The organism is Pseudomonas cannabina (genome assembly GCF_900100365.1).
In the GTDB taxonomy this organism is placed as follows: domain Bacteria; phylum Pseudomonadota; class Gammaproteobacteria; order Pseudomonadales; family Pseudomonadaceae; genus Aquipseudomonas; species Aquipseudomonas cannabina.
On record NZ_FNKU01000001.1, the window covers coordinates 938,625 to 962,825 of the forward strand.

At 59.1% G+C, this 24,201-nt stretch carries 18 protein-coding genes and 1 pseudogene; 10 read left to right on the forward strand and 9 right to left on the reverse strand.

What is annotated here, in order from left to right; genetic code table 11:
- Window positions 1-102: 102 nt before the first annotated feature.
- Both BLT55_RS04505 and BLT55_RS04510 read left to right on the forward strand, forming a co-directional pair.
- Window positions 103-375 (forward strand): HU family DNA-binding protein, encoded by a 273-nt coding sequence (locus BLT55_RS04505; RefSeq protein WP_002552737.1) that lies wholly within the window; start codon window positions 103-105, stop codon window positions 373-375.
- Between the two features lie 206 nt (window positions 376-581).
- Complete coding sequence (locus tag BLT55_RS04510; protein ID WP_055000207.1) at window positions 582-2,465, forward strand: SurA N-terminal domain-containing protein; 1,884 nt, start codon at window positions 582-584, stop codon at window positions 2,463-2,465.
- A gap of 93 nt (window positions 2,466-2,558) precedes the next feature.
- On the opposite strand, the gene fabI is transcribed toward BLT55_RS04510, so the two are convergent.
- From fabI to gloB, 8 genes are all read right to left on the reverse strand, one after another.
- Entirely contained in the window at window positions 2,559-3,353 is a 795-nt protein-coding gene (gene fabI, locus BLT55_RS04515; protein WP_005770759.1) for an enoyl-ACP reductase FabI, read from the reverse strand.
- 24 nt (window positions 3,354-3,377) lie between these two features.
- On the reverse strand, window positions 3,378-4,988 hold the full coding sequence (locus BLT55_RS04520) for an ABC transporter ATP-binding protein (protein ID WP_055000208.1): 1,611 nt from the start codon (window positions 4,986-4,988) through the stop codon (window positions 3,378-3,380).
- A gap of 1 nt (window position 4,989) precedes the next feature.
- On the reverse strand, window positions 4,990-6,009 hold the full coding sequence (locus BLT55_RS04525) for an ABC transporter permease (protein WP_054079532.1): 1,020 nt from the start codon (window positions 6,007-6,009) through the stop codon (window positions 4,990-4,992).
- Between the two features lies 1 nt (window position 6,010).
- A complete protein-coding gene (locus BLT55_RS04530) occupies window positions 6,011-7,084 on the reverse strand; it encodes a microcin C ABC transporter permease YejB (protein ID WP_055000209.1) in 1,074 nt (357 codons plus the stop codon).
- Window position 7,085: 1 nt separating this feature from the next.
- The gene (locus tag BLT55_RS04535; RefSeq protein ID WP_055000210.1) at window positions 7,086-8,942 is read right to left on the reverse strand and encodes an extracellular solute-binding protein; all 1,857 of its coding nucleotides are present in this window, start codon (window positions 8,940-8,942) and stop codon (window positions 7,086-7,088) included.
- Window positions 8,939-10,768 (reverse strand): extracellular solute-binding protein, encoded by a 1,830-nt coding sequence (locus BLT55_RS04540; RefSeq protein ID WP_055000211.1) that lies wholly within the window; start codon window positions 10,766-10,768, stop codon window positions 8,939-8,941. Before BLT55_RS04540 ends, BLT55_RS04535 begins: the two co-directional genes overlap by 4 nt.
- A gap of 137 nt (window positions 10,769-10,905) precedes the next feature.
- Complete coding sequence (locus tag BLT55_RS04545) at window positions 10,906-12,513, reverse strand: LysM peptidoglycan-binding domain-containing protein (RefSeq protein ID WP_055000212.1); 1,608 nt, start codon at window positions 12,511-12,513, stop codon at window positions 10,906-10,908.
- Window positions 12,514-12,612: 99 nt separating this feature from the next.
- Entirely contained in the window at window positions 12,613-13,392 is a 780-nt protein-coding gene (gloB, locus tag BLT55_RS04550) for a hydroxyacylglutathione hydrolase (protein WP_055000213.1), read from the reverse strand.
- 81 nt (window positions 13,393-13,473) lie between these two features.
- On the opposite strand from gloB, the gene BLT55_RS04555 reads away from it, so the two are divergent.
- From BLT55_RS04555 to BLT55_RS04570, 4 genes are all read left to right on the forward strand, one after another.
- Complete coding sequence (locus BLT55_RS04555) at window positions 13,474-14,238, forward strand: methyltransferase domain-containing protein (protein WP_055000214.1); 765 nt, start codon at window positions 13,474-13,476, stop codon at window positions 14,236-14,238.
- Window positions 14,239-14,307: 69 nt separating this feature from the next.
- Complete coding sequence (gene rnhA / locus BLT55_RS04560; protein ID WP_007250330.1) at window positions 14,308-14,760, forward strand: ribonuclease HI; 453 nt, start codon at window positions 14,308-14,310, stop codon at window positions 14,758-14,760.
- A gap of 73 nt (window positions 14,761-14,833) precedes the next feature.
- A complete protein-coding gene (gene dnaQ / locus BLT55_RS04565) occupies window positions 14,834-15,613 on the forward strand; it encodes a DNA polymerase III subunit epsilon (RefSeq protein WP_054079530.1) in 780 nt (259 codons plus the stop codon).
- Between the two features lie 21 nt (window positions 15,614-15,634).
- Window positions 15,635-16,192, forward strand: a complete 558-nt coding sequence (locus BLT55_RS04570; protein ID WP_055000215.1) for a GNAT family N-acetyltransferase — start codon at window positions 15,635-15,637, stop codon at window positions 16,190-16,192.
- Between the two features lie 32 nt (window positions 16,193-16,224).
- Here BLT55_RS04570 and BLT55_RS04575 read toward each other — a convergent pair whose 3' ends face one another.
- A complete protein-coding gene (locus BLT55_RS04575) occupies window positions 16,225-16,440 on the reverse strand; it encodes a hypothetical protein (RefSeq protein ID WP_007250352.1) in 216 nt (71 codons plus the stop codon).
- Window positions 16,441-16,649: 209 nt separating this feature from the next.
- On the opposite strand from BLT55_RS04575, the gene BLT55_RS04580 reads away from it, so the two are divergent.
- The 4 genes and pseudogenes from BLT55_RS04580 to BLT55_RS04595 form a co-directional block, all read left to right on the forward strand.
- Window positions 16,650-17,219 carry an NADPH-dependent FMN reductase gene (locus BLT55_RS04580; protein ID WP_055000216.1) on the forward strand — a complete coding sequence of 190 codons (570 nt, stop codon included), beginning with the start codon at window positions 16,650-16,652 and terminating at the stop codon, window positions 17,217-17,219.
- Window positions 17,220-17,346: 127 nt separating this feature from the next.
- Window positions 17,347-21,903 (forward strand): dermonecrotic toxin domain-containing protein, encoded by a 4,557-nt coding sequence (locus tag BLT55_RS04585; protein WP_074800107.1) that lies wholly within the window; start codon window positions 17,347-17,349, stop codon window positions 21,901-21,903.
- A 68-nt stretch (window positions 21,904-21,971) separates the two neighbouring features.
- Window positions 21,972-23,396, forward strand: coding sequence for an IS1182-like element ISPsy6 family transposase (locus BLT55_RS04590; RefSeq protein ID WP_055001182.1), 1,425 nt, complete (start codon window positions 21,972-21,974; stop codon window positions 23,394-23,396).
- 98 nt (window positions 23,397-23,494) lie between these two features.
- Window positions 23,495-24,163: pseudogene (locus BLT55_RS04595) on the forward strand (dermonecrotic toxin domain-containing protein); the annotation flags it as partial.
- Between the last annotated feature and the right edge of the window lie 38 nt (window positions 24,164-24,201).

Genomic DNA, 24,201 nt, shown 5'->3' on the forward strand with positions numbered 1-24,201 from the left:
AAGCGGCTCTTTAAAGCAAGCACCAGCAAGCCTTCCTGCGCTCGTTTTGCTTAACACCTAAAACTTAAAAACGTACTCAAAATAGAGATAAGGGGACTTAGAGTGAACAAGTCGGAACTGATTGATGCTATCGCTGCATCTGCTGATATCCCGAAAGCTGCTGCTGGCCGTGCGCTGGACGCAGTGATCGAATCCGTCACTGGCGCTCTGAAGGCTGGCGACTCGGTTGTTTTGGTTGGCTTTGGTACGTTCTCCGTTACTGATCGTCCTGCTCGCATCGGTCGTAATCCTCAGACCGGTAAAACGCTGGAAATCGCTGCTGCTAAAAAACCAGGTTTCAAAGCCGGTAAAGCCCTCAAAGAAGCTGTCAACTAAGCCTCTCGATGCCTTTGCCCGCTGGGTCGGACCAAGTCTGATCCAGTAGCGGAGCGGTGGTGCATTCGGTTGCAACACCGAAGGGTTCGAGCCCTCCCGCTCCGTCAGTTACGAGAAGGCGCATCCTCGGATGCGCCTTTCTTCTATCCGCTTTCTACCCACGCTCCGCGGTTGGTTAGTCAGTACCACCGTTTTGGGGGACGCAAATGCTGCAGAACATCAGGGACAATTCACAAGGCTGGATTGCCAAAACCATTATCGGAATCATCATCGCGTTGATGGCCTTCACCGGCATCGAGGCGTTGTTTACCGCTACCAGCAACAAGCAGAACGCAGCTGAAGTCAACGGCGAGGACATCTCTCAGAGCGAGTTGAGCCAGGCCGTCGACATGCAGCGTCGTCAGTTGGCTCAACAGCTCTCGCAGCAGTTGGGCAAGGATTTCGATCCTGCCATGCTCGATGAAAAGCTGCTGCGTGAATCGGCGCTCAAAGGCCTGATCGATCGCAAGCTGCTGCTGCAAGGTGCAGCGGACGCCAAATTCTCGTTTTCCGAAGCAGCGCTGGATCAGCAACTGTTGCAGACGCCTGAATTTCAGGTCGATGGCAAATTCAGCGCCGACCGCTTCGATCAGGTGATTCGTCAGCTCGGTTACAGCCGTCTGCAGTTCCGCCAGATGCTGGGCCAGGAAATGCTCATCGGTCAGGTGCGTGCGGGTGTTGCGGGCAGTGCCTTCGTAACCGACGCACAGGTTGAAGCCTTTGCCCGTCTGGAAAAACAGACGCGGGATTTCGCTTCGCTGACCCTGCCGGCCGACCCGGCGGCAGTGAAAGTGACCGACGATGAAGTCAAGGCTCACTACGACCAGCATGCCAAGGAGTTCATGAGCCCTGAGCAAGTCGTGCTTGATTACATCGAGTTGAAGAAATCGTCTTTCTTCGACAAGGTTCAGGTCAAGGATGAGGATTTGCAGGCGGCGTATCAGAAAGAAATCGCCAACCTCGCTGAGCAGCGTCGTGCAGCGCACATTCTGATCGAAGTGAACGACAAGCTGAACGAAGAGCAGGCCAAGGCGAAGATTGAAGAAATTCAACAGCGTCTGGCCAAGGGTGAAGACTTCGCTGCGCTGGCCAAGGAGTACTCGCAGGACCCTGGCTCGTCGAACAAGGGCGGTGATCTGGGGTACGCGGGCAAAGGCGTTTACGACCCGGCTTTTGAAGACGCGTTGTATGCGTTGAACAAGGACCAGGTTTCGCAGCCGGTACGTACCGACTTCGGCTGGCACCTGATCAAGCTGTTGGGCGTTGAAGCACCGTCGGTGCCGACCTTCGCCAGCCTCAAGGACAAGCTGACCAACGACCTCAAGTCGCAGCAGGTCGAGCAGAAGTTCGTCGAAGTGACCAAGCAGCTGGAAGATTCGGCATTCGAATCGTCCGACCTGAATCAGCCGGCTCAGGATCTGGGCCTCAAGGTTCAGACTACTGCGCCATTCGGTCGTGAAGGCGGTGAAGGCCTGACGGCCAACCGTGCGGTCATCCAGGCGGCATTCAGCCCGGAAGTGCTGGAAGAAGGCTCCAACAGCAACACGCTGGAGCTGGACCCGGAAACGGTCGTGGTTGTGCGCGCCAAAGAGCATCTGCAACCGCAACAGTTGCCGCTTGAGAGCGTTGCCAGCTCGATTCGCGCGCAACTCGTCAAGGAGCATGCTTCGGCGGCGGCCAAGGCCAAGGGCGAAGCACTGCTGGCCGGTCTGCGCGATGGCAAGATTCCGTTGGCTGCCAAACAGCAAGGTCAGGACTGGAAAGTCATGGAAGCGGTCACTCGCAGTCAGGAAGGGGTTGACCCTCAGGTTCTGCAGACGCTGTTCCGCATGCCCAAGCCGAATGGCAAGGACAAGCCGGAATTCGCCAGCATTACTGCAGCGGATGGCAGCTTAGTGATTGTCCGTCTCAATGGTGTGAATCAGGCAACCGCGCCGACTGATGCGGAAAAGGCGCAATATCGCCGTTTCCTCGCGTCGCGTGCCGGTCAGCAGGATTTCGCAGCGTACCGTGCACAGCTGGAAAGCAAGGCGAAGATCGAGAAGTTCTAAGCTCGAAACCCGCGCAAAAAGAAGGCCGCTCACTGAGCGGCCTTCTTTTTGAGTGCTGGAAAGTGCCGCTCGCGAGGAGCGGCGCTTGCCGTCTTACTCGTCCATGCTGCCCATCGCGGTGGTGTTGAAACCGCCGTCGACGTACATGATCTCACCGCTGATGCCCGACGCGAGGTCCGAGCACAGGAACGCGCCGGCATTGCCGACTTCGTCGATGGTCACGTTGCGGCGCAGAGGGGTCTGCGCTTCGTTGGCTGCCAGCATCTTGCGGAAGTTCTTGATACCCGAAGCGGCCAGGGTGCGGATCGGACCTGCCGACACGGCGTTGACGCGTGTGCCTTCCGGGCCGAGGCTGCCGGCCAGGTAACGAACGCCGGCCTCGAGGCTGGCCTTGGCCATGCCCATGACGTTGTAGTTGGGCATGGTGCGCTCTGCGCCCAGGTAAGACAGGGTCAGCAGGCTGCCATTGCGGCCTTTCATCATTTCGCGACCGGCCTTGGCCAGCGCCACGAAGCTGTAAGCGCTGATGTCGTGCGCGATGCGGAAGCCTTCGCGGGTGGTGGCGTTGGTGAAGTCGCCGTCCAGCTGGTCGCCCGGAGCGAAGCCAACCGAGTGAACGATGACGTCCAGGCCGTCCCACTTTTTGCTCAGTTCTTCAAAGACCTTGTTGATCTCTTCGTCGCTGGCCACATCGCAAGGGAAGCACAGCTCAGGGCCTGAACCCCAGCCTGCGGCGAACTCTTCGACGCGACCCTTGAGTTTGTCGTTCTGGTAGGTGAAAGCAAGTTCAGCACCTTCACGATGCATGGCGGCGGCGATACCGGATGCGATGGACAGTTTACTGGCGACACCGACGATCAGGACGCGCTTACCGGCGAGAAAACCCATGTGTTGTTCCTCTTCAGGTTCAGGTTAATCGACAGCTACGGGGGCCAGAAAAGCGGCCTCCAGCAGCTGCTGTGTATAAGGATGTTGCGGTGCCGCGAAGATTTCCTGCGCGGCACCCTGTTCGACCACTTGGCCTTGCTTGACCACCATCAACTGGTGGCTCAGCGCTTTGACGACAGCCAGGTCATGGCTGATGAACAAATACGTCAGGTTGTACTTGGTTTGCAGCGAGCGAAGCAGCTCGACTACCTGGCGCTGCACTGTCCGGTCGAGGGCCGACGTCGGCTCGTCCAGCAGAATCAGCTCCGGCTTCAACACCAGTGCCCGGGCAATGGCGATCCGCTGACGTTGACCACCGGAGAACTCGTGGGGGTAGCGGTGCCGGGTATCCGGGTCCAGACCTACTTCCCTGAGCGCTTCGATGATCGCTGTCTGTTGTTCGTCAGCTGTGCCCATGCCATGGATGCGCAGGCCTTCGCCGACGATTTCCCCCACCGACATACGCGGACTCAAACTGCCGAACGGGTCCTGGAAAACCACCTGCATCTGCCTGCGCAGCGGACGAATCTGCTGTTGCGACAGGGAGTCTAGCGGGTTGCCTTTGAAACGTATGGTGCCCTGGCTGCCGATCAGTCTGAGAATCGCCAGCCCCAGCGTCGATTTGCCCGAGCCGCTTTCGCCCACGATACCCAGCGTCTGGCCCTGAGGCAGGCTGAAGCGAATGCCGTCGACCGCCTTGACGTGATCGACGGTGCGCTTGAGCAGGCCCTTCTTGATCGGGAACCAGACTTTCAGGTCCTCGACTTCGAGCAGCGGAGCACCGGCCGGGTTGGTCGAAGGACCGCCGCTGGGCTCTGCGCTGAGCAGAACTTTGGTATACGGGTGCTGCGGCGAACGGAACAATTCTTCGCACGATGCCTGTTCGACGATGCAACCGCGCTGCATGACACATACTCGGTTGGCTATTTGCCTGACGACGTTCAGATCATGGCTGATCAGCAGCAGTGCCATGCCCAGTCGCGCCTGCAAATGCTTGAGCAGTTCAAGGATTTTCAGCTGCACCGTGACGTCCAGCGCAGTGGTCGGTTCATCGGCGATCAGCAGCTCGGGCTCGTTGGCCAGGGCCATGGCGATCATCACACGCTGACGCTGGCCGCCTGACAGCTCGTGTGGCAGGGCTTTGAGTCGTTTGCAGGGCTCGGGGATGCCGACCAGTTCCAGCAGCTCCAGCGTGCGCTCAGTGGCCGCTTTGCCGGTCAGGCCTTTGTGCAGGCCCAGCACTTCGTTGATCTGTTTTTCCACTGAGTGCAACGGATTCAGCGAGGTCATCGGCTCCTGAAAGATCATGGCAATGCGGTTGCCACGGATCGAACGCAGTGTCTTCTCTTCGACGGTCAGCAGGTCTTCACCCGCGTAGCGAATGGTGCCGCTCGGGTGGCTGGCGATCGGGTAGGGCAGCAGGCGCAGGATCGAGTGCGCGGTCACGGATTTGCCCGAACCGCTTTCGCCCACCAGTGCCAGGGTTTCGCCACGGCGGATGTCGAAGCTGATGTTCTCGACTACCCGCTGCCGCGCTTCGCCCGTCACGAACTCGACTGCCAGATCGCGGATTTCGATCAGATTGTCATTGTTCATCTTATTTCCTTGGGTCGAATGCATCGCGGGCGGACTCGCCGATGAATACCAGCAGGCTCAGCATGATGGCCAGCACCGCGAAGGCACTGATGCCCAGCCACGGCGCCTGCAGGTTGGATTTGCCTTGCGCCACCAGTTCGCCCAGCGACGGCGAGCCGGCTGGCAAGCCGAAGCCGAGGAAATCCAGCGCGGTCAGCGTGCCGATGGCGCCAGTCAGAATGAACGGTAGAAAGGTCATGGTCGAGACCATTGCATTGGGCAGAATGTGGCGGAACATGATCGCGCCATTTTCCATGCCCAGCGCCCGTGCAGCACGCACGTATTCCAGATTGCGGCCGCGCAGGAACTCGGCGCGCACCACGTCGACCAGGCTCATCCACGAGAACAGCAGCATGATGCCCAGCAGCCACCAGAAGTTGGGCTGCACAAAACTGGCCAGAATGATCAGCAGGTAGAGCACCGGCAGGCCGGACCAGACTTCCAGAAAACGCTGGCCCAGCAAGTCGACCCAGCCGCCATAAAAGCCCTGCAGGGCACCGGCGATCACGCCGATGATCGAGCTGAGAATGGTCAGGGTCAGGGCGAACAGCACGGAAATCCGGAAGCCGTAGATGACCCGCGCCAGCACGTCACGGCCCTGATCGTCGGTGCCCAGCAGGTTGTCTCGCGACGGCGGGGCGGGGGCAGGGACTTTCAGGTCGTAATTGATGCTCTGGTAGCTGAACGGGATCGGTGCCCACAAGGTCCAGCCGTCTTTCGCAGCGAGCAGTTCCTTGATGTAAGGGCTCTTGTAATTGGCTTCCAGTGGAAATTCGCCACCAAAGGTGGTTTCCGGGTAACGCTCGAACACCGGGAAGTACCAGTGGCCGTCATAGCGCACGGCCAGCGGTTTATCGTTGGCGATCAACTCGGCGCCCAGGCTGAGGCCGAACAGGATGAGGAACAGCCACAACGACCACCAGCCACGGCGGTTGGCCTTGAAGCGTTCGAAGCGGCGGCGATTGAGAGGAGACAGCTTCATATCAATGCTTCCTGCTTTCAAAGTCGATGCGCGGGTCAACCAGGGTATAGGTGATGTCGCCGATCAGCTTCACCACCAGCCCCAGCAGGGTGAAGATGAACAACGTGCCGAACACCACCGGGTAGTCGCGGTTGATCGCAGCCTCAAAGCTCATCAGGCCCAGGCCGTCCAGCGAGAAGATCACTTCCACCAGCAGCGAACCGGTAAAGAAGATGCCGATGAACGCTGACGGGAAACCGGCGATCACCAGCAGCATGGCGTTGCGGAACACATGACCGTACAGCACCTTGTGATTGCTCAGGCCCTTGGCCTTGGCAGTCGTCACGTACTGCTTGCTGATTTCGTCGAGAAAGCTGTTCTTGGTCAGCAGGGTCATGGTGGCGAAGTTGCCGATTACCAGCGCGGTGACAGGCAGCACCAGGTGCCAGAAGTAATCGAAGATCTTGCCCAGCGTGCTCAGCTCCTCGTAGTTGTTCGAGGTCAGCCCGCGCAACGGGAACCAGTTGAAATAGCTGCCACCGGCAACCACCACGATCAACAGAATCGCGAACAGGAACGCCGGGATGGCGTAGCCGACGATGATTGCCGAGCTGGTCCAGACATCGAACTGGCTGCCGTGGCGCGTTGCCTTGGCGATCCCCAGCGGGATCGACACCAGGTACATGATCAGCGTGCTCCATAACCCGAGGGAAATGGACACCGGCATTTTTTCGACAATCAGGTCGATGACCTTGGCATCACGAAAAAAGCTGTCGCCGAAATCCAGCGTGGCGTAGTTCTTGATCATGATCCACAGACGTTCCGGTGCCGACTTGTCGAAACCGTACATGCGTTCGATTTCCTTGATCAACGCCGGGTCCAGACCTTGCGCGCCGCGATAGTTGGAGCCCGCCACCGAGACTTCTGCGCCGCCACCGGCAATCCGGCTGGTGGCGCCGTCGAAGCCTTCGATCTTGGCGATCATCTGTTCCACCGGCCCGCCGGGGGCCGCCTGAATGATGACAAAGTTGATGATCAGGATGCCGAGCAGGGTCGGAATGATCAGCAGCAGCCGCCGCAGAATATAAGCCAGCATGTTATTGCTCCGCGTTCGCAGGCTTGGCCTGATCAGAGGCTGACGGGGTTGCGATCACCGGCTTGACGTCCGGTTTCGCCCACCAGGTCATCAAGCCGATATCCGACAGCGCTTTGGCCTTGGGGTGATCGAGATGGTTCCAGTAAGCCACCCGCCAGGTCTTGATGTGCCAGTTGGGGGCCACATAGAAACCCCACAGCAATACCCGGTCAAGGGCTTTGGTGTAAGTGATCAGACTGGCGCGGGAGTCGGCGTTGATCAGGCCATTCACCAGCGTATCGACAGCCGGGTCTTTCAAACCGATGACGTTGCGGCTGCCCGGATTATCAGCGCTGGAGGAGTCGAAATAGACGCGTTGCTCGTTGCCGGGCGAGCTGGATTGCGGAAAGCTGCTGACGATCATGTCGTAGTCCCGCGAACGCAGGCGGTTGATGTATTGCGACACGTCCGCCCGGCGAATCACCAGTTCGATGCCCAGATCACTCAGGTTGCGCTTGTACGGCAGCAGAATGCGCTCGAACTCGGTCTGCGCGATCAGGAACTCCAGCTTCACCGGATTGCCCTGCGTATCGACCATCTTGTCGCTGACCACTTTCCAGCCGGCTTCCTGCAATAACTGAAAGGCGCGGCGCTGCTGCGGGCGGATCATGCCGCTGCCGTCGGTGACCGGCAACTCGAAGGGCTCGGTGAATACCCGGTCCGGGATCTTGCCGCGCAACGGTTCGAGGATTTTCAGTTCCTCGGCAGACGGCAGGCCGCTGGAGGCCATCTCCGAGTTGTCGAAGTAACTCTTGGTGCGGCTGTAGGCGCCGTTGAACAGTTGTTTGTTGGTCCACTCGAAGTCCAGCAGCAAGGTCAACGCTTCACGCACCCGCACGTCCTGAAACACCGGTTTGCGCAGATTGAACACAAAACCCTGCATGCCGGTCGGGTTGCCGTTGGGCAACTCTTCCTTGATCAGTCGACCATCCTTGACGGCGGGCGTGTCGTAAGCCGTTGCCCAATTCTTGGCGCTGGTCTCAATCCAGTAATCGAACTGCCCGGCCTTGCCGGCTTCCAGCGCGACGGTGTTGTCGCGGTAATAGTCAGTGGTCAGCACGTCGAAATTGTAAAAGCCCTTGTTGATCGGCAGGTCCTTGGCCCAGTAATCCTTGACCCGCTCGTAGCGCACCGAGCGTCCGGCTTTGACATCGACCACCTTGTACGGTCCGCTGCCCAGCGGAAATTCCAGGTTGCCCTTGCTGAAGTCGCGGTCCGCCCAGAAATGCTTGGGCAGCACCGGCAACTGGCCGAGGATCAGTGGCATTTCGCGGCTGCCCTTGTGCTTGAACTTGAACAGCACCCGCAGCGTGTCTTCGACGATGACCTGATCGACGTCGGCATAGTAGCCCTTGTACATGGGGGAGCCATGTTCCATCAGGGTTTTGAAGCTGAATTCGACATCTTCGGCGCGGATCGGGTGGCCGTCATGAAAGCGCGCCTCGGGGCGCAGATAGAAGCGTACCCAGCTGTTGTCCGGCGCTTTCTCTATTTTGCCGGCCACCAGCCCGTATTCGCTGAACGGTTCGTCCAGGCTGGCGCGGGCCAGGGTGTCGTAGATCAGGCCGATGTCATCTGCCGGCACGCCCTTGTTGATGAACGGGTTGAGGCTGTCGAAGCCGCCGAAGCCCGCTTGCCGAAACGTGCCGCCTTTGGGCGCATCCGGGTTGACGTAGTCGAAATGCTTGAAGTCGGCCGGGTATTTTGGCGCTTCGTCGTACAGGGTCACGGCATGCTGCGGTGCAGCGTGCACCGCGCAGGCCAGGCTGGCCAGCAGCAGGGCAGCTGCCTGCGAGCGCAGAGAGTGCAATCGGTTCATCGGGGCTTCTCCAGAGTCTTGAGCCACCACGCGCGCAGCCCCAGGGTGTAGGGCGGGGTAGTGACCATGGCGAATCGGTTGCGATAGGCAAGCCGGTGATTGTTCAGGTACCAGTTGGGAATGCTGTAGTGCTGGGACAGCAGCACGCGGTCCAGCGCACGGGCGGCGGCGACTTGCTCATCGCGGGTCTGCGCGGCCAGCAGTTTGTTCAGCAGCGCATCGACCGCCGGGTTGGCGATGCCGGCGTAGTTCTTGCTGCCGTTGATCGTGGCCTGGCTGGAGTGGAAGTACTGCCACTGCTCAAGGCCGGGGCTCAGCGTCTGTTGTAGGGTCATGAGAATCATGTCGAAGTCGAAACGGTCCAGACGCTGCTTGTACTGCGCGCGATCAACGGTGCGCAGACCGGCATCGATGCCCAGGCGACGCAGGTCTTCGATGTAGGGTTGCAGGATGCGTTCAAGGTTGGGGTTGACCAGCAGAATCTCGAACCGCAGCGGCTGCTTTTCAGCGTTGAGCAAACCGCGATCGGTCAGTGTCCAGCCTGCATCGGTCAGCAGCGTAAGGGCTTTGCGCAGCGTTTCGCGCGGGATGCCGCCGCTATCGGTCTTCGACGGCGTGAACGGCTGGGTGAACAGGCTGGCGGGCAGTTGATCGCGGTAAGGCGCCAGCAGCAGCCATTCGGCGCCGGTCGGCAGGCCCGTCGCGGAAAACTCGCTATTGGGGTAGTAGCTGGTCGAGCGGTCATACGCGCCGCTGAACAGCGTGCGGTTGGTCCATTCGAAGTTGAACAGCAGGCCCAGGGCTTCACGCACCCTGATATCGGCGAATGCGGCCCGCCGGGTGTTCATGAACAGGCCCTGGGTCTGGGTCGGTATCCGGTGCGGGATCTGCGCCTTGATCACCTCGCCGTTGGTGACGGCCGGAAAGTTGTAGCCCGTCGCCCAGTTTTTGGCTTGATGTTCGATGTAGATATCGAACTCGCCGGCTTTGAAGGCCTCGAACGCCACGTCGCTGTCGCGGTAGAACTCCACTTCGACGCGGTCGAAATTGTATTTGCCGCGATTGACCGCCAGGTCCTTGCCCCAGTAATCCTTGACGCGCTCGAACACCAGTTGGCGTCCAGGCTGGACACGGGTAATGCGATACGGGCCACTGCCCAGCGGCGGTTCGAAGGTGGTGGCCTTGAAATCGCGGTCTTTCCAGTAATGCTGGGGCAGTACCGGCATTTCGCCCAGGCGCAGGATCAGCAGCGGGTTGCCGGAGCGCTTGAAGACAAACCGGATGCGATGCCGGTTGAGAATGTCGACGCGCTGCACTTCCTGTAAAGCGGTGCGGTATTGGGGGTGACCGTCCTTGAGCAACGTCCGGTAGGAAAACGCCACGTCGTAGGCCGTGATCGGTTTGCCATCATGAAAGTGCGCCTGTGGACGGAGGTTGAACACCACCCAGCTACGGTTTTCGCTGTATTCCACCGACTGTGCGATCAGACCGTAGCTGGAGGTCGGTTCATCGCCGGACGGGTCGTACTGGCCGGTGCCTACCATCAACGGCTCGTTGAGCTCGTTGACGCCGTATTGCAGGAAATTCCCCGTTGAAATCGGGCTGCTGCCTTTGAAGGTGTAAGGGTTGAGCGTGTCGAATGTGCCAAATGCCATCATTCGCAAGGTGCCACCTTTCTGCGCCTCGGGATTGACCCAGTCGAAATGAGTGAAACTGGCCGGGTACTTGAGCACGCCAAACTGCGCATAACCATGGCTTTCGGTTATGGCTGCGTTGGCGCAGAAGCTCAAGGCCAGACTGACGATTAGCAGGAAGGGACGTATCACGATCCAGGCGACTTGGGCTTTCGGGTCGCTAACAGTAACAGCTTGTCCTTGCAGGAAAAAGACTACAGGCGAGGGCGTTGCAACGAGTGTGAGGGCCGCCCGCCCCGAGCTGATTCGAGGGCAAGCGGCCGACGTCATCAATGCGGCAGGTAGACGGTCAGGGTCTGACCGGGCTTGAGGGCCTGGCCGCTGCGTGGATTCCAGCGCTTGAGATGTTGCATCTCGACGTTGAAGCGCTTGGCAACCAGGTACATCGAGTCGCCTTTCTGAATCTTGTATTGCATGGACTTCTTGTCACCGTCCTTTGTGCTGGCGCTGGCAACGGCCTTGCTGCCGGTTTTGCTGGCACTCTTGCTGGTGGTGTCCTGCATGACCAGTGTCTGACCGACGCTGAGTTTTTTGCCGGACAGCTTGTTCCAGCGTTGCAGGTCTTCGACGTCAACCTTGTTGGCCTGAGCGATGGTGGTCAGGTTGTCGCCGCTGCGGACTTTGTAGCTGCGTGTACGTGATGGCTTGTCGTTGCTGGCCAGTGCTTCAAACACCGGCTGCGAGGTTTCCATGCCCGGTCTGACCGGAATGCTCAGTGACTGACCGACTTTCAGGCGATTGCCTGCCAGTTTGTTATTGCCCTTCAGCGAACTGACCGTGACCTGATAACGGCTGGCCAGACTTTCGAGCGTATCGCCTCGGCGCACCCGGTAAGGCTGCCAGGCGACCAGCTCTTCCTGTTTCATGGTCGACAGGCTGGCCGTCAGCAGTTGCGCCTTGGACGTCGGCACCAGCAGATGCTGAGGCCCGTCGATGGTCAGGCGCTTCTTGTAGGCCGGGTTGAGCTGGATCAGCTCGTCTTCGTCGATGTCGGCGGCGCTGGCGACCTTGGACAGATCAACGCGCTTGTTGAGCTCGACCACTTCGAAATAAGGCCGGTTGGCAATCGGATTGAGGTTGACGCCATACGCCTCTGGCGAAAGCACGACCTGTGACAGGGCCAGCAGCTTGGGCACATAGTCACGGGTTTCCTGCGGCAGCGGCAGGTTCCAGTAGTCGGTCGGCAGGTTGAGCTTGTCGTTGCGCTCGATCGCACGGCTGACCGTGCCTTCGCCCGCATTGTAAGCGGCCAGAGCCAGCAGCCAGTCGCCGTTGAACATGTCATGCAGACGGGTCAGGTAATCCAGTGCGGCAACGGTCGAGGCCTGAATGTCGCGTCGTCCGTCATAAAAACTGGTCTGCCGCAGGTTGAAGTAGCGGCCGGTAGAGGGGATGAACTGCCACAGGCCAACGGCCTGGCTGCGGGACACCGCCATCGGGTTGTAGGCGCTTTCGATCACCGGGAGCAGGGCCAGCTCCAGCGGCATGTTGCGTTCTTCAAGGCGCTCGACGATGTAATGCATGTACAGGCTGCCGCGCTCGCCAGCGTTTTCCAGAAAGGAAGGGTTGTTGGCGAACCACAGACGCTGCTGGTCGATACGTGGGTTTTGATCGTTGCCTTGCTGCAATTGAAAGCCCTGGCGCATGCGCTCCCAGACATCCTGGGGCGGCGCCAGCGGGGTCGTGGGCTTGTGGGTCAGGAAAATCGGTTTTTGCTTGATTCCGGCGGCCAGGTTCTGCGTGCGGTGACTGCTGGCAGAGTCGACACTGGCGGTGCTCTGGCAACCGGCCAGAAGCGCACTCGCGGTGACGGCCATGGCCTGAGCCAACCGAGTCAATGCGTCCGGATGTGAAGGCTTGCTGATAGATGACGACATTGTTCGGGGGGTACATCCAGACGAAAATGTCGGGCGATTCTAGGAAGCAGCCCGCCGCTGGTCAACCATTCAGAATTTTATTGCGGTTTCACGGTCACTTCAGAACTTATCTTTCCAGGCCCTCAAGCAAGCAAAGACCGCACTCTGCGAGGTGTTTTGCGCGCCGTTCCGTTCGTCCGCTTTTTCTTTAACGGATGTTTCGTGGGTGCGCAGGAACGGGTTCGTGCGTTTTTCCAGGCCCAGCGTGGACGGCAGGCTGATGCGGTTTTCGGCACGCAGGCGGGTGACTTCCGCCAGGCGTTCGGCGATGTCCCGGTTGTCCGGTTCGACCGTCCGAGCAAAGCGCAGGTTGCTCAGTGTGTACTCGTGAGCGCAGTAGATCGACGTGCTGTCCGGCAACCCGGCCAGGCGTTGCAGCGAGTCGTGCATCTGCTGCGGTGTGCCTTCGAACAGGCGTCCGCAGCCCGCGGCAAACAGGGTGTCGCCGCTGAACAGCAGCGGTGTCGTGGCGTCTTCATGATAGAACGCAATGTGGCCCAGCGTATGGCCGGGCACGGCATGGACCACAAACTCGAGCCCGAGCACGTTCAGCCGGTCATGGTCGGCCAGTTCCACGTCGCGTGCCGGAATGTTTTCCGTGGCCGGGCCATGCACACGTGCCTGAGTGACCTGCTTGAGCTGCACCACGCCACCGACGTGGTCGTTATGGTGATGAGTGATCAGGATGTCGCTGAGCCGATACTCCGGATGCTGCGCCAGCCAGTCCAGGACCGGTTGCGCGTCGCCCGGATCGACCACCGCGCAGCGCTGGCTCGAAAGGTCTTGTAACAACCATATGTAGTTGTCATTGAAAGCGGGAAGGGCGTGTATCTGTATCATGGCGCAGTTCGCATAGCGGCGGACAATGGTGCATCTTAGAGTCAGTTGCCGCTGTAGGCGAGCACCTCTGGAGGAGAACTCATGACCGATGAAGCGTTCGCTCAGGCTGATCCTGAGTGGCTTGCATTGATCCGCGCTGCCCGTGAATGGCTTTCAGGGCCATTGGGACAGCTTCTGCTAGAAGAGGAGCGACGGGTGCTCGACGAGGAACTCGGGCGTTATTTCGGCGGCTATCTGGTGCATTACGGACCGTCGGCGGAGACGCCGCCGGTCGCGCCGCAGGTACAGCGCAACGTCAGGCTCGGCGCACCGCTGCCGGGTGTCGAGATTGTCTGTGAAGAACAGGCCTGGCCCTTGAGCGAGCACGCGGCCGATGTGGTGGTGTTGCAGCACGGCCTGGATTTCTGTTTGTCGCCCCACGGCCTGCTGCGTGAAGCCGCCAGCAGCGTGCGCCCCGGTGGGCATTTGCTGATCATCGGGATCAACCCCTGGAGCACCTGGGGAGTGCGGCACGTTTTTGCGCGTGACGCGCTGCGCAAGGCCCGCTGCATTTCGCCTTCGCGGGTTGCCGACTGGCTGAATCTGCTGGGCTTCGCGCTGGAGAAACGGCGCTTCGGATGCTATCGTCCGCCCCTTGCTTCAGCAGCATGGCAGTCACGCCTGGCAGGCCTCGAAAGCCTCGGCGACGGACGTCGGAGCCCCGGCGGCGGCTTCTATCTTCTGGTTGCGCGCAAGCTGGTGGTGGGGCTGCGGCCCGTGCGTCAGGTGCGCCGCGACCCGATCGGCAAACTGATTCCCATGCCGATGGCCAAGGTCAGTCGCAACGCTCTGGATCCGGAGCCCTGACGATAGAGCGCAAGCCCCGACGGCTGCGCGTGTCCTGTAACGAAGCCCATCATTGTGGAAAAGACTGTAATGAGTGATAGCGTTGAACTCTTCACCGACGGCGCCTGCAAAGGCAATCCTGGTCCCGGCGGCTGGGGAGCCTTGCTGGTCTGCAAAGGGGTCGAGAAAGAACTGTGGGGTGGCGAAGCCAATACCACCAACAACCGTATGGAGCTGACCGGCGCCATTCGCGGGCTCGAAGAACTCAAGCGTCCCTGTGAAGTCACGCTGGTCACCGACTCGCAATACGTCATGAAAGGCATCACCGAATGGATGCCCAACTGGAAGAAGCGCGGCTGGAAAACGGCCGCCAAGGAGCCGGTCAAGAACGCCGACCTCTGGCAATTGCTGGATGAGCAGGTCAGCCGTCATACCGTCAAATGGCAGTGGGTGCGCGGTCACATCGGCCACCCCGGCAACGAGCGTGCCGATCAGTTGGCCAACCGTGGTGTCGATGAAGTGCGCGGCATCAAACACGGCTGATCCCCGTCGGGGTTGCAGGCTTGCAGTGGCTGCGACGTGCTAAGATCGCGGCCTGTAGATGAGGCAAGAGTCAATGGCAGTGCAAAACCTGGATAACAGATCGATCGTACTCGATACCGAGACCACCGGTATGCCGGTCACCGATGGCCACCGCATCATCGAGATCGGTTGTGTCGAGTTGATCGGCCGCCGCCTGACCGGGCGGCATTTTCACGTGTATCTGCAACCCGACCGTGAAAGTGACGAAGGCGCAATCGGCGTTCACGGTATCACCAATGAGTTTCTGGTCGGCAAGCCCCGGTTTGCCGAAGTCGCCGATGAGTTCTTCGAGTTCATCAAAGGCGCGCAGCTGATCATTCATAACGCGGCGTTCGACGTTGGCTTCATCAACAACGAATTCGCGTTGATGGGTGCGCAGGACAAGGCAGACATCACCCGCCACTGCTCGATTCTCGACACCCTGATGATGGCCCGCGAGCGTCATCCAGGTCAGCGCAACAGCCTCGATGCGCTGTGCAAACGCTACGGCGTCGACAACTCGGGCCGCGAACTGCACGGCGCGTTGCTCGACTCCGAGATTCTGGCGGAAGTCTATCTGGCCATGACGGGCGGGCAGACCAGCCTGTCGCTGGCCGGCAATGCCTCTGACGGTAACGGTTCGGGCGAGGGCGGCAGCAGTCGTGGCAGTGAAATTCGCCGGTTGCCGGCGGATCGCCTGCCTTGCCGCGTCATTCGTGCCAGTGAAAGTGAACTGGCCGAGCACGAAGTGCGTATGAACACGATCGCCAAGGCTAGCGGGGCACCTGCGCTATGGGTTCAGATGCTGGAAGCCGAGGCGCAGGCCTCTTCCTGACGGTAATCGGCGAGTGTTGACATGAACCTGGCAAATCCTGCCTTGAGCATCCGGGTGGCAGACGAGTGCTTCGAGGACTACATCCTCAACAGCGAATTCACCTTCACGGTGTCCGGCTTTGCCCAGGCGCGGATCGGTGAAAGTGTCGAGTCGTGGCAGGTCGAACCGGTCGAGCCGTACCGCAAGAACTACGGCATCGACTCTCAGGAGTTCGCCGATCATCGCGATGCGGCGTCCAGCTCGGTCATGGTGGCCTGGCTGGACGGACGTGCGGTCGGGCACATCGTCATGAGCACGCACTGGAGCGGCTTTGCCTATATTGATGAACTGGCCGTGGATGAGTCGGCGCGGCGCCATGGTGTGGCCCGATCGCTGCTCGATGTGGCGCAGTTCTGGAGTCGCAAGCGCAATCTGCCCGGTATCGTTCTGGAAACCCAGAACAACAACCTGGCGGCCTGTCGTTTATACGAACGTTGCGGCTACGTGGTAGGCGGGGTGGACCACATGCGCTATCGAGGCATTGATCCACACACTCGTGAAACCGCTATCTTCTGGTACCTGATCTTTCCCGCTGCATGATGCGGGCGGGCCCAAGACAAGGAAAGCATTGATTACCCGGGAATACGGGTCATCTGCACGCCGGACCCGACCAACTCGAAACTGTCCCCACCCAGATGCCTGACCCGGTCACCGATCGCCAATCTGTAGGTGATCACCGGCTGACCGCTCTGTGCCTCATCCGGCTGCGATTCCTGGAACTCATGCACCGGGTAGACGCGACCTTCGACGTCTCTGGCATGAAATTGTCCGACGAGAACTGAAGCCATTTGCTCACTAACCTCTGAAACTGAATATAACTGCTGGTTTACAAAACTATCGAGGTTTGTAGACCACTGATCTATAGGGGAGTTTGCCCGAAGCGAAAAAATAATCGGGGCTGCGGGATAGTACTCGGGAATTGACCGGAGCGGGGGGCGTCTAAACCTTGCTTCTGTTCCCCACCCAACTTTCCCTTGAATCAGAGGACGATATTTTCATGAGCCAGGTTCATACCATTGCCGTATTGGTCGGCAGTCTGCGAAAAGACTCCATCAACCGCAAGATCGCGCTTGCTCTGGCAGATCTGGCACCTGCCAGCCTGAAATTGAACATCGTCGAGATCGGCGACTTGCCGCTGTACAACGAAGATATCGACGGCGCCTCACCGCCGCCAGCGTATAGCACCTTTCGCGAGCAGCTTGGCGCGGCCGACGGCGTCTTGTTTATCACCCCGGAATATAACCGCTCGGTACCGGGTGCATTGAAGAACGCCATCGATGTGGGCTCGCGTCCGTATGGCAAGAGCGCCTTCAGTGGCAAGCCGGGCGCTGTGATCAGTGCTTCGCCAGGCGCTGTCGGCGGCTTTGGTGCCAACCATCACTTGCGTCAGTCACTGGTGTTTCTGGACGTGTTGTGTCTGCAACAGCCTGAAGCCTATCTGGGCGGTGCCGGGAGCTTTTTCGACGAGGCTGGTGTGCTGTCCGAGAAAACCCGACCGTTTTTACAGACCTTCATCGACGCGTTCGCCGCCTGGGTCGAAAAGAACGCCCGGGTAGCGGCCAACTGAGCCGATACTGCTAAGCTGCTTTATGTAACGCAGTTGCCGCAGGTTATCGCAATAAGCTGTTTCCTTTTGTCCTCACCCATGCGCTCAGGTTTCGTGTGCAGTGAGGCTGGACCAAGGGAAACAGCAAATGTCAGACACACCTCCGTATTTTTTCAGCGACACCCTGCGTGCGCGCTTTGCCCTGGATATTCAGGACGCCGTCGAGCAGACGCGCATCAGTCTCAGTCAGGGCCAGTGGCTGCTTGGCTTGACGAGCGAACCTGCTACTCCAGATTTCTCAGCGCCAAAGCCTGAGGTCTACAGGCTGGTCACGAGCGATGGTTCGGCGGTCAATGCCGAACTGGCGGGCGCCTTGCTGTTCAGCAGTCAGGATGCAGGCGACACAGCGGTCTTTTTAAGCACTCTGACGTTCGGAATCGAGCGATTCGAGCAGCGCGCTGCGTTGCTCGCCGTCCTGCAACAGCGGTTCGATGAAATCGGTACTCAGGTCACGATCAATGCCGAGCTGGTGGAGGGGCCCCTGTTCGAAGCGCGAACCCTCTCGATCATGCGCCAACAGGCCGGGCATCTTGAGGGCCTCTGGTCACAGTTGCATGACCTTCCTGATCTGCGGATGGCAGCGGGCGTGGCTTTTCAGGCGGGTCTGACCCGGCGAGGGGCGGGAGAGGGCATTGATGTCTTCAGCCATCTTCTGCAAATCGTCGACAGCAGGCCGCTCACTGATCGGGTACTGACAGCCGTCGTGGGCGCCCAGTATCTGGCGGATTCGGCGCTGGATGCAATCGTTTCCGAGCGCTTGCCGCCCGGCCTTTTCCATCAGTTCATGGATCATGAGGGCCGCGAGCTGGCTGATGCGGAGGCCAGCCTGTTCCGGCAAGCACTGAGCGGTGCAGTCAGCGACATCGGTACTGTTTACGAACTGTTACTGGCGGACTACTGGACGTCGGCGCAGGCGGATGGCCGGACCCGGCGTGAATCGGTGATTTATGCGCTGGCCGAGTGTTTTCGTCAACATTTGCTGGCCAGCCGTGCAGACGGCTCGCTTGGCGATGCCGAATACCATCGCCTGCTTGACCTGTTGCCCTCGCATCGAGTCGCAAGCGATCCACAATCGATCAGGGGGCGACGGTTGTCAGCAATCGTAGCCGGTCAGGAACCCGTCAAGCTGGTCGGGCTTTTGTTGATCGACTTCCCGGCAGATGCGTCGTCTGGCATGTACCTGTATTCATCCCTTTCAGGTCTCAGTCATTTTGACGGTTCGGAGCAGTTGGTGGCCTTTCTGGCCAGTGACCCTGATCGCGCCGCGCTACTGTTTTACTCATCGTTGAACGATCACGTCACCGTCAGAACGCCAGGCAGTGTCGAGCTGTATCAAGAGCTGACCACGGCAGATTTTTTCAGCGAGTGCATGGATTCGCTGATTGCGCTGCAGCAACGCAATTTGCGCCATGTGCTGGGGCTACCTGCCATCGGTTTCGAAAAGACACCGGTGCGCATTGATGACGCCCTGGATATACGGGCTTATCTGGATGGTCGGCTGTTGAGCCTGCAAGACCCGGGGCGCTGGCGTTCTTCGCCGGTCGCCTTCGATCAGCTCTGGGGCGCATCCGCCGCAGCGGCGCAAAGTGCGGTGCGCATCAGCCACGAGGCGTCCGATACCTGGCTTGGCAAACTGAAAAAAATCGAAACGTTACTGGCGCGTCAGGATGCTTTGCACGTTGGGGTGGACGGCTGCATGCTGCACGCGCTGAACCGCTATCTGGCACAAGTTGACGGACCGCGCCTGGATGCTCAGGCGCTTTGGGTTACCGGGACCGCTGGCGATGAACAGCCATTGCCTCTGCTGTCAGTTGCACTCGAGCGGGCCTGTGGTCATGTGCAGACAGCGCGTTCTACCGGGCAGGTGCTTGAAGGGCTGGCAGCACCGATGTCAGACCGACCGGTGCGGCGTTTGCCTGTGTCTTTGCTCGAACAGATACTCACCTGTGTACTGACGGACTTTCCAGCGCGTTTCGAGCGGCAAGTGGGTGAGTTTTTCGTAAAATCGAGCCGCTATATGAACATGGCGGTGCACCCAGGCGTGTTATGCAGTCTGATCCGCGAGTACGCATTGCGTCTCGAGCTGCTGATGGAACAGCGCATCGCCACGTTGCCGGAGTCGACGCTGCAGAGCGTTCAGCAAGTGCTCGACAGGCCGCTGCGATCCATGCGTGCTGCGCTCGGCGAAGCGCGCGTGGAAGCCTATACCCTGTCGATCAGTTACGACGCGCACATGCCTTCCATCATGTTGCCCAACACCTTCGTGGTGGGCGGCCCGCTCGATCCGGTCCTGTGGTCGTTGGGCCGAGGCCTGACGCTGTTCGAAAACGTCGCGACGCTTGAGCAATATGTTCTTTCTCATTTGCTCGGCAGCACGGAAGGCGCACCACTGTCCGGCCTTCTGACCCCTGCGGACCAACAGGCGCTGCTCGCTTATTTCGGGCGAGTTCAAGCGCCGGAGGTCAAGCTGACCCTGCAGCGGATCGACGGGCATTTCATCAAGGCCTTGCAGCATCAGGAAGTCGAGCGTCAACAGCTTACCGCCGCTGACCTTTACCGGCAGGCAGTGACCTGGCAGTTGCCATCGAGCACTTTCACTTATCTGCTAAGTGCCGCCGAGCGCGACGACCGCAACCGTCAGGCGTTGAGCAATCTGGGTGTTGCCATTCAGTTCATTATCTACAAGGCGGTGGTACCCGTCTGGATCAGCGAGGCGCCGATGCTCGATCAGGTTTCTCTCGTCGAGGCCATGCGTCGGTTCTATGTCATCTGTGTCGGTAGAAAGGACTTTCTATTCGATATCCCCGGCCTTTACGAGTACTCGCTGGCACAACTGATCGCCCGCCTCAAAGCGGACTTTCCCGAGCAATACCTTGACCCCGAAGCGATCCAGGTCACGCTGACCCATTATGTTCCCGTGCCTGTCGCCCCGGGCCAGGTGCCTGCGTCGATACCTGCGGCGACTCAAAGAATCAATGAAAATCTGGTCGAGTTTGCGGCGAAGCGCTTCATGTCCAGGCAAGACGGCGTCATTTCACTGGCTTCTGCGGACGGTCGGCCCCTGCCTGCAACGCTGACACCGCTCTACATCCGCAGCCTGGCCGAGTCGCTGGATGTCGCCGCAGGTTATCGGGTGTTGCTGACGTCGGCGCTGGCGCAGACCTCCCCGACCTATCTTGAGCGCAAGCAGCTGTTCACCGAACAGATGCCAGCGCTGGACACCTTGCGGGCACTGGTCCTCAAGCTCAGGAACGAGCTGTCCGATCAGGCCTACCGTTTCATCGAAGGCGTACTGAATATGCCCGATGGAGTCGCACGTCTTCCGGTTCAGGGAGTGAAGGTGGTGCTCAGTCCGTTGCAACTGCTCCCGGCCACGCAAGGCTGGGCCCCGGCCGTGGTGGCGAACACTTACCTGATCGGACCTGCCGAGCCATACGTTGGCCCATGGATACTCTACACGCTGATGCATGACGAGTTTGTTTTCAGGGAATACCCGCATCAGGCCGCGTTGCTTGAAGACATTCGAACCTCCGTCAGTCTTCAGGCCTTCATTCTCAGTCGGATCGATCCCGAGGTTCGTAAGATCTATGACAACGGTGGGTTCGTGGAGCCGCACGTGCCGTTCAGCGTCGAGTCTTCGTTCGACGTGCCCTGGGAGAGACCTCCGTCGGTCAGCCTGAGTGTCGAGGCTTTTGAGGGCAATGCTACCGAGTTGCTGTTCAACGGCGCTTTGGATGCGTTGAAGCTGGAGGTTCGGCAGCAGAGTGTCACCAATGCCGAGCACCGACGCAGCGCCTCGCAATACCTGTTCAGCATGGGCGCCGAGCAGATCATGACACTCATGCCGGGGCGGCTGGGTGTGCTTATCGGAGTATGGCAAAGCCAGACGTTATTGAACTCGTCGGCGGTGTCGGCCGGGGAACAACGTTGGGGCAAGGCGTTTTCAGAGTTCATGGCGGCGCTGAGCGTAATGATTTCCGCCCGGCAAAACCCGCGTGCGCTGGTCGCCCAACTGGATGAGGAGGTGGGTACGCTGGCGGAAGAGGCTGCGTCTGATGACTCGGATGAAAATAACCCGTCACCGCTGGAGTTTTCATGGGGCAACAGTTCGCTGAGTCAGCAGGTACGGGCCCGGTTGCGCGAGTTCGAATTCCACACTGTCGCGCTGAACACACTGTCGCGCGATGAGTTGATGAATACCTACAACGATCTGGTGACCGGTAGCACCTATGCCGCTGTTGAGGGCAAAGTGTATGAGTTGCGCTCTGATGCGGAAGGCTGGTTCATCGTTGCTCATGGCAAAACCGGACCGTCTGTGCGCCTTGACGAAAACCAGCGCTGGAGACTCGATATTCATAGCGGGCTGAAGGGCGGCGGCGGGATGGTCACCCGCTTGTACCGCGATATCGTGGATGACGATGTCGATGAAGCAATGGTCGTCAATGCCAGAGGGATGTCAGAGATTCGCCGTATCTACCGGGAAATGGCGCAGTCGATCGAAGAGGCGCACGCTCAGGCGCAGCGCTATCTGGAAAACTGCCTGGCCAATCTTGCCCTTCGCTCGCCCGAAGGCGCGGTCGACGCACGGGTGGAGCGCATTCTTGCTGAATTTTTCAGCGAAAAGACACCGGATCAGACTGTGTGAAAACCTAGCAATCTGCGCAGCGCTCAAAGAAAATGCTCCGTATCGAAAGATACAGAGCATTTTTCGTTATGGCCTACATCCAAGGTGAGTCCCGCAGCCAGACCAGCCTATTCCCGGTCTCGCTGGAAGAGTTGATCCCCGAGGATCACCTCGTTCGTGTCATTGACCTGTACGTTGCCAGGCTCGATCTGGTGCAACTGGGCTTCGATAAAGCGATTCCAAAAAGCACGGGGCGCCCTGCTTATGATCCCGCCGATCAGCTAAAACTCTACCTCTACGGCTATTTTCAGCGGATTCGCTCATCGCGACGTCTTGAAGCCGAGTGTCAGCGCAACATCGAAGTGATGTGGCTGATCAACCGGCTCAAGCCCGACTTCAAGACCATCGCCGATTTTCGCAAGAACAATAAACCCGCCTTCATCGCGACCTGCCGTGCTTTCGTTCGGTTTTGTCGCACGGCAGGCTTGATCGCCGGTGAGTTGGTGGCCATCGACGGCAGCAAGTTTCAGGCGGTCGCATCCTCACGGCGTCATGTGAATTTGAAGCAGCTCAAGCGCCAGGAAGAAAAACTGGATAAGCGCATCGCTCAGTATCTGGCCGAGCTGGATGAGGCCGACAAGGCTGAAACCACAGATTCAATTGATCGCAGCGCAATCAAGGTAGCCCTGGCACAGCTTGAGGCTCGACAACAGGATAATCAGAGTTGCCAGGCACTGATGCGTTCGATGGGCATCGAGCAGTTCAACACCCATGAAAGCGATGCCCGAATGATGCGCACGGCCAAAGGGCCACGTGTGGCCTACAACGTGCAAACCGTCGTGGACGCCGAGCATTGCCTGATTTTGCATCATGAGGTCACCCAAGATGGCGATGACCGAAAGCAACTGGAGCCGATGGCCAAGGCCGCCAAAGCAGAGTTACAGCAAGATGATCTGACGGTCACTGCCGATGCCGGCTACTCCAATGGCAAGCAGTTTCAGGCCTGCGAGGATGCTTCGATTACGGCCTATGTACCGCCCAATCGTTCGAAAAACCCTGGCAGTCAGGAAGAGCAGCTCTTTGAGCGAAAAGACTTTATCTATGAGACCGGACACGATCGTTTCCAGTGTCCGGCAGGCAAATGGTTAACGCTAAAACAGCACAACAAAGGTGATCGGATCTATCAGGCTGAGGTCGATGACTGCGCCAACTGCGCGCTGAAAACGCAATGCACTCGAGCCCGGCGCCGTTATGTCTCACGACATGCCCATGAAGAGGCTTTCGAGCGGATGGAGCAAAGAATGCAGGCGCATCCTGAGATGATGGCCAACCGAAGATCCATCGTTGAGCACCCCTTCGGCAACCTCAAGCAATGGCTATTTGGTAATGGCCGTTTCTTGCTGCGACAACTGGAGGGTACAAAAGCTGAAATGGCCTTGGCGGTGAATGCCTATAACCTGAAACGAGCGATTAAAGTGCTCGGTGTGCGCCATCTGATGGCTTTGATGGGCTGAGCGGACATTTTTTTCGTCTGCGCCAATACAAAAAAAACGCCCCGAACAAGTCGGGGCGTTTGCTTGGGCCTTCATCAGTGTGTTTTCACACAGTCTGGGATGTCGGTCTTTACGAAATGACCAGAACACCAGTCACCGACGTCTATCAGGCGCTAATGGACCCGTCTCTGTCACCGATAGACTCGCCGCGCTATGTCGTGGGAATCAATCGGATTGGCCATGAGTCGACCAGCGGTTTTGTCATCCCGGCTGACCCCCACCAGAGGATTTTCCTGACCGAACTGTTCTTCCACGCCCCGGAGTATCGATTCAAGATCAGTGCGATGCGCTCGGGTGAATTCAGGTTCGGCAGCCATTATCGCGCCGCCATCCTGCTTCATGAGCTGTCTCATCTCGCGCTCGACACCGCTGATATTGCCTATGTCGACTCTCAGGCGCCGTATCTGGACCTGCTGGATGACGCATCGGAGCATCGCAAAAAGCTCATAAGCCAGCAGGTGACGCTCCAGCAGAAAACCTTGTCCTACAACACCGATCGCAGCCAGTTGTTCAGCAAGCTCGAAGATGGAGAGATTCGTGATCTGCGAAGGAGGGATGGCGATGGCAAGCAGTCGATTCTGCGCGTTACCGGCAAGCCGACACTGGATCAGGCCAAGGACGTGTTTTATTCCGACGTGCAGAAACGAGCGAAAATCATGCTCAAAAACGCCGATTCACTGACGTTGCTGGTTACGTTGCTGGGGCGAGTTCGATTCATGCGACGCTGAAAGCGTACCCCGGCGACAGACGTCGTCGGGGTGATCGC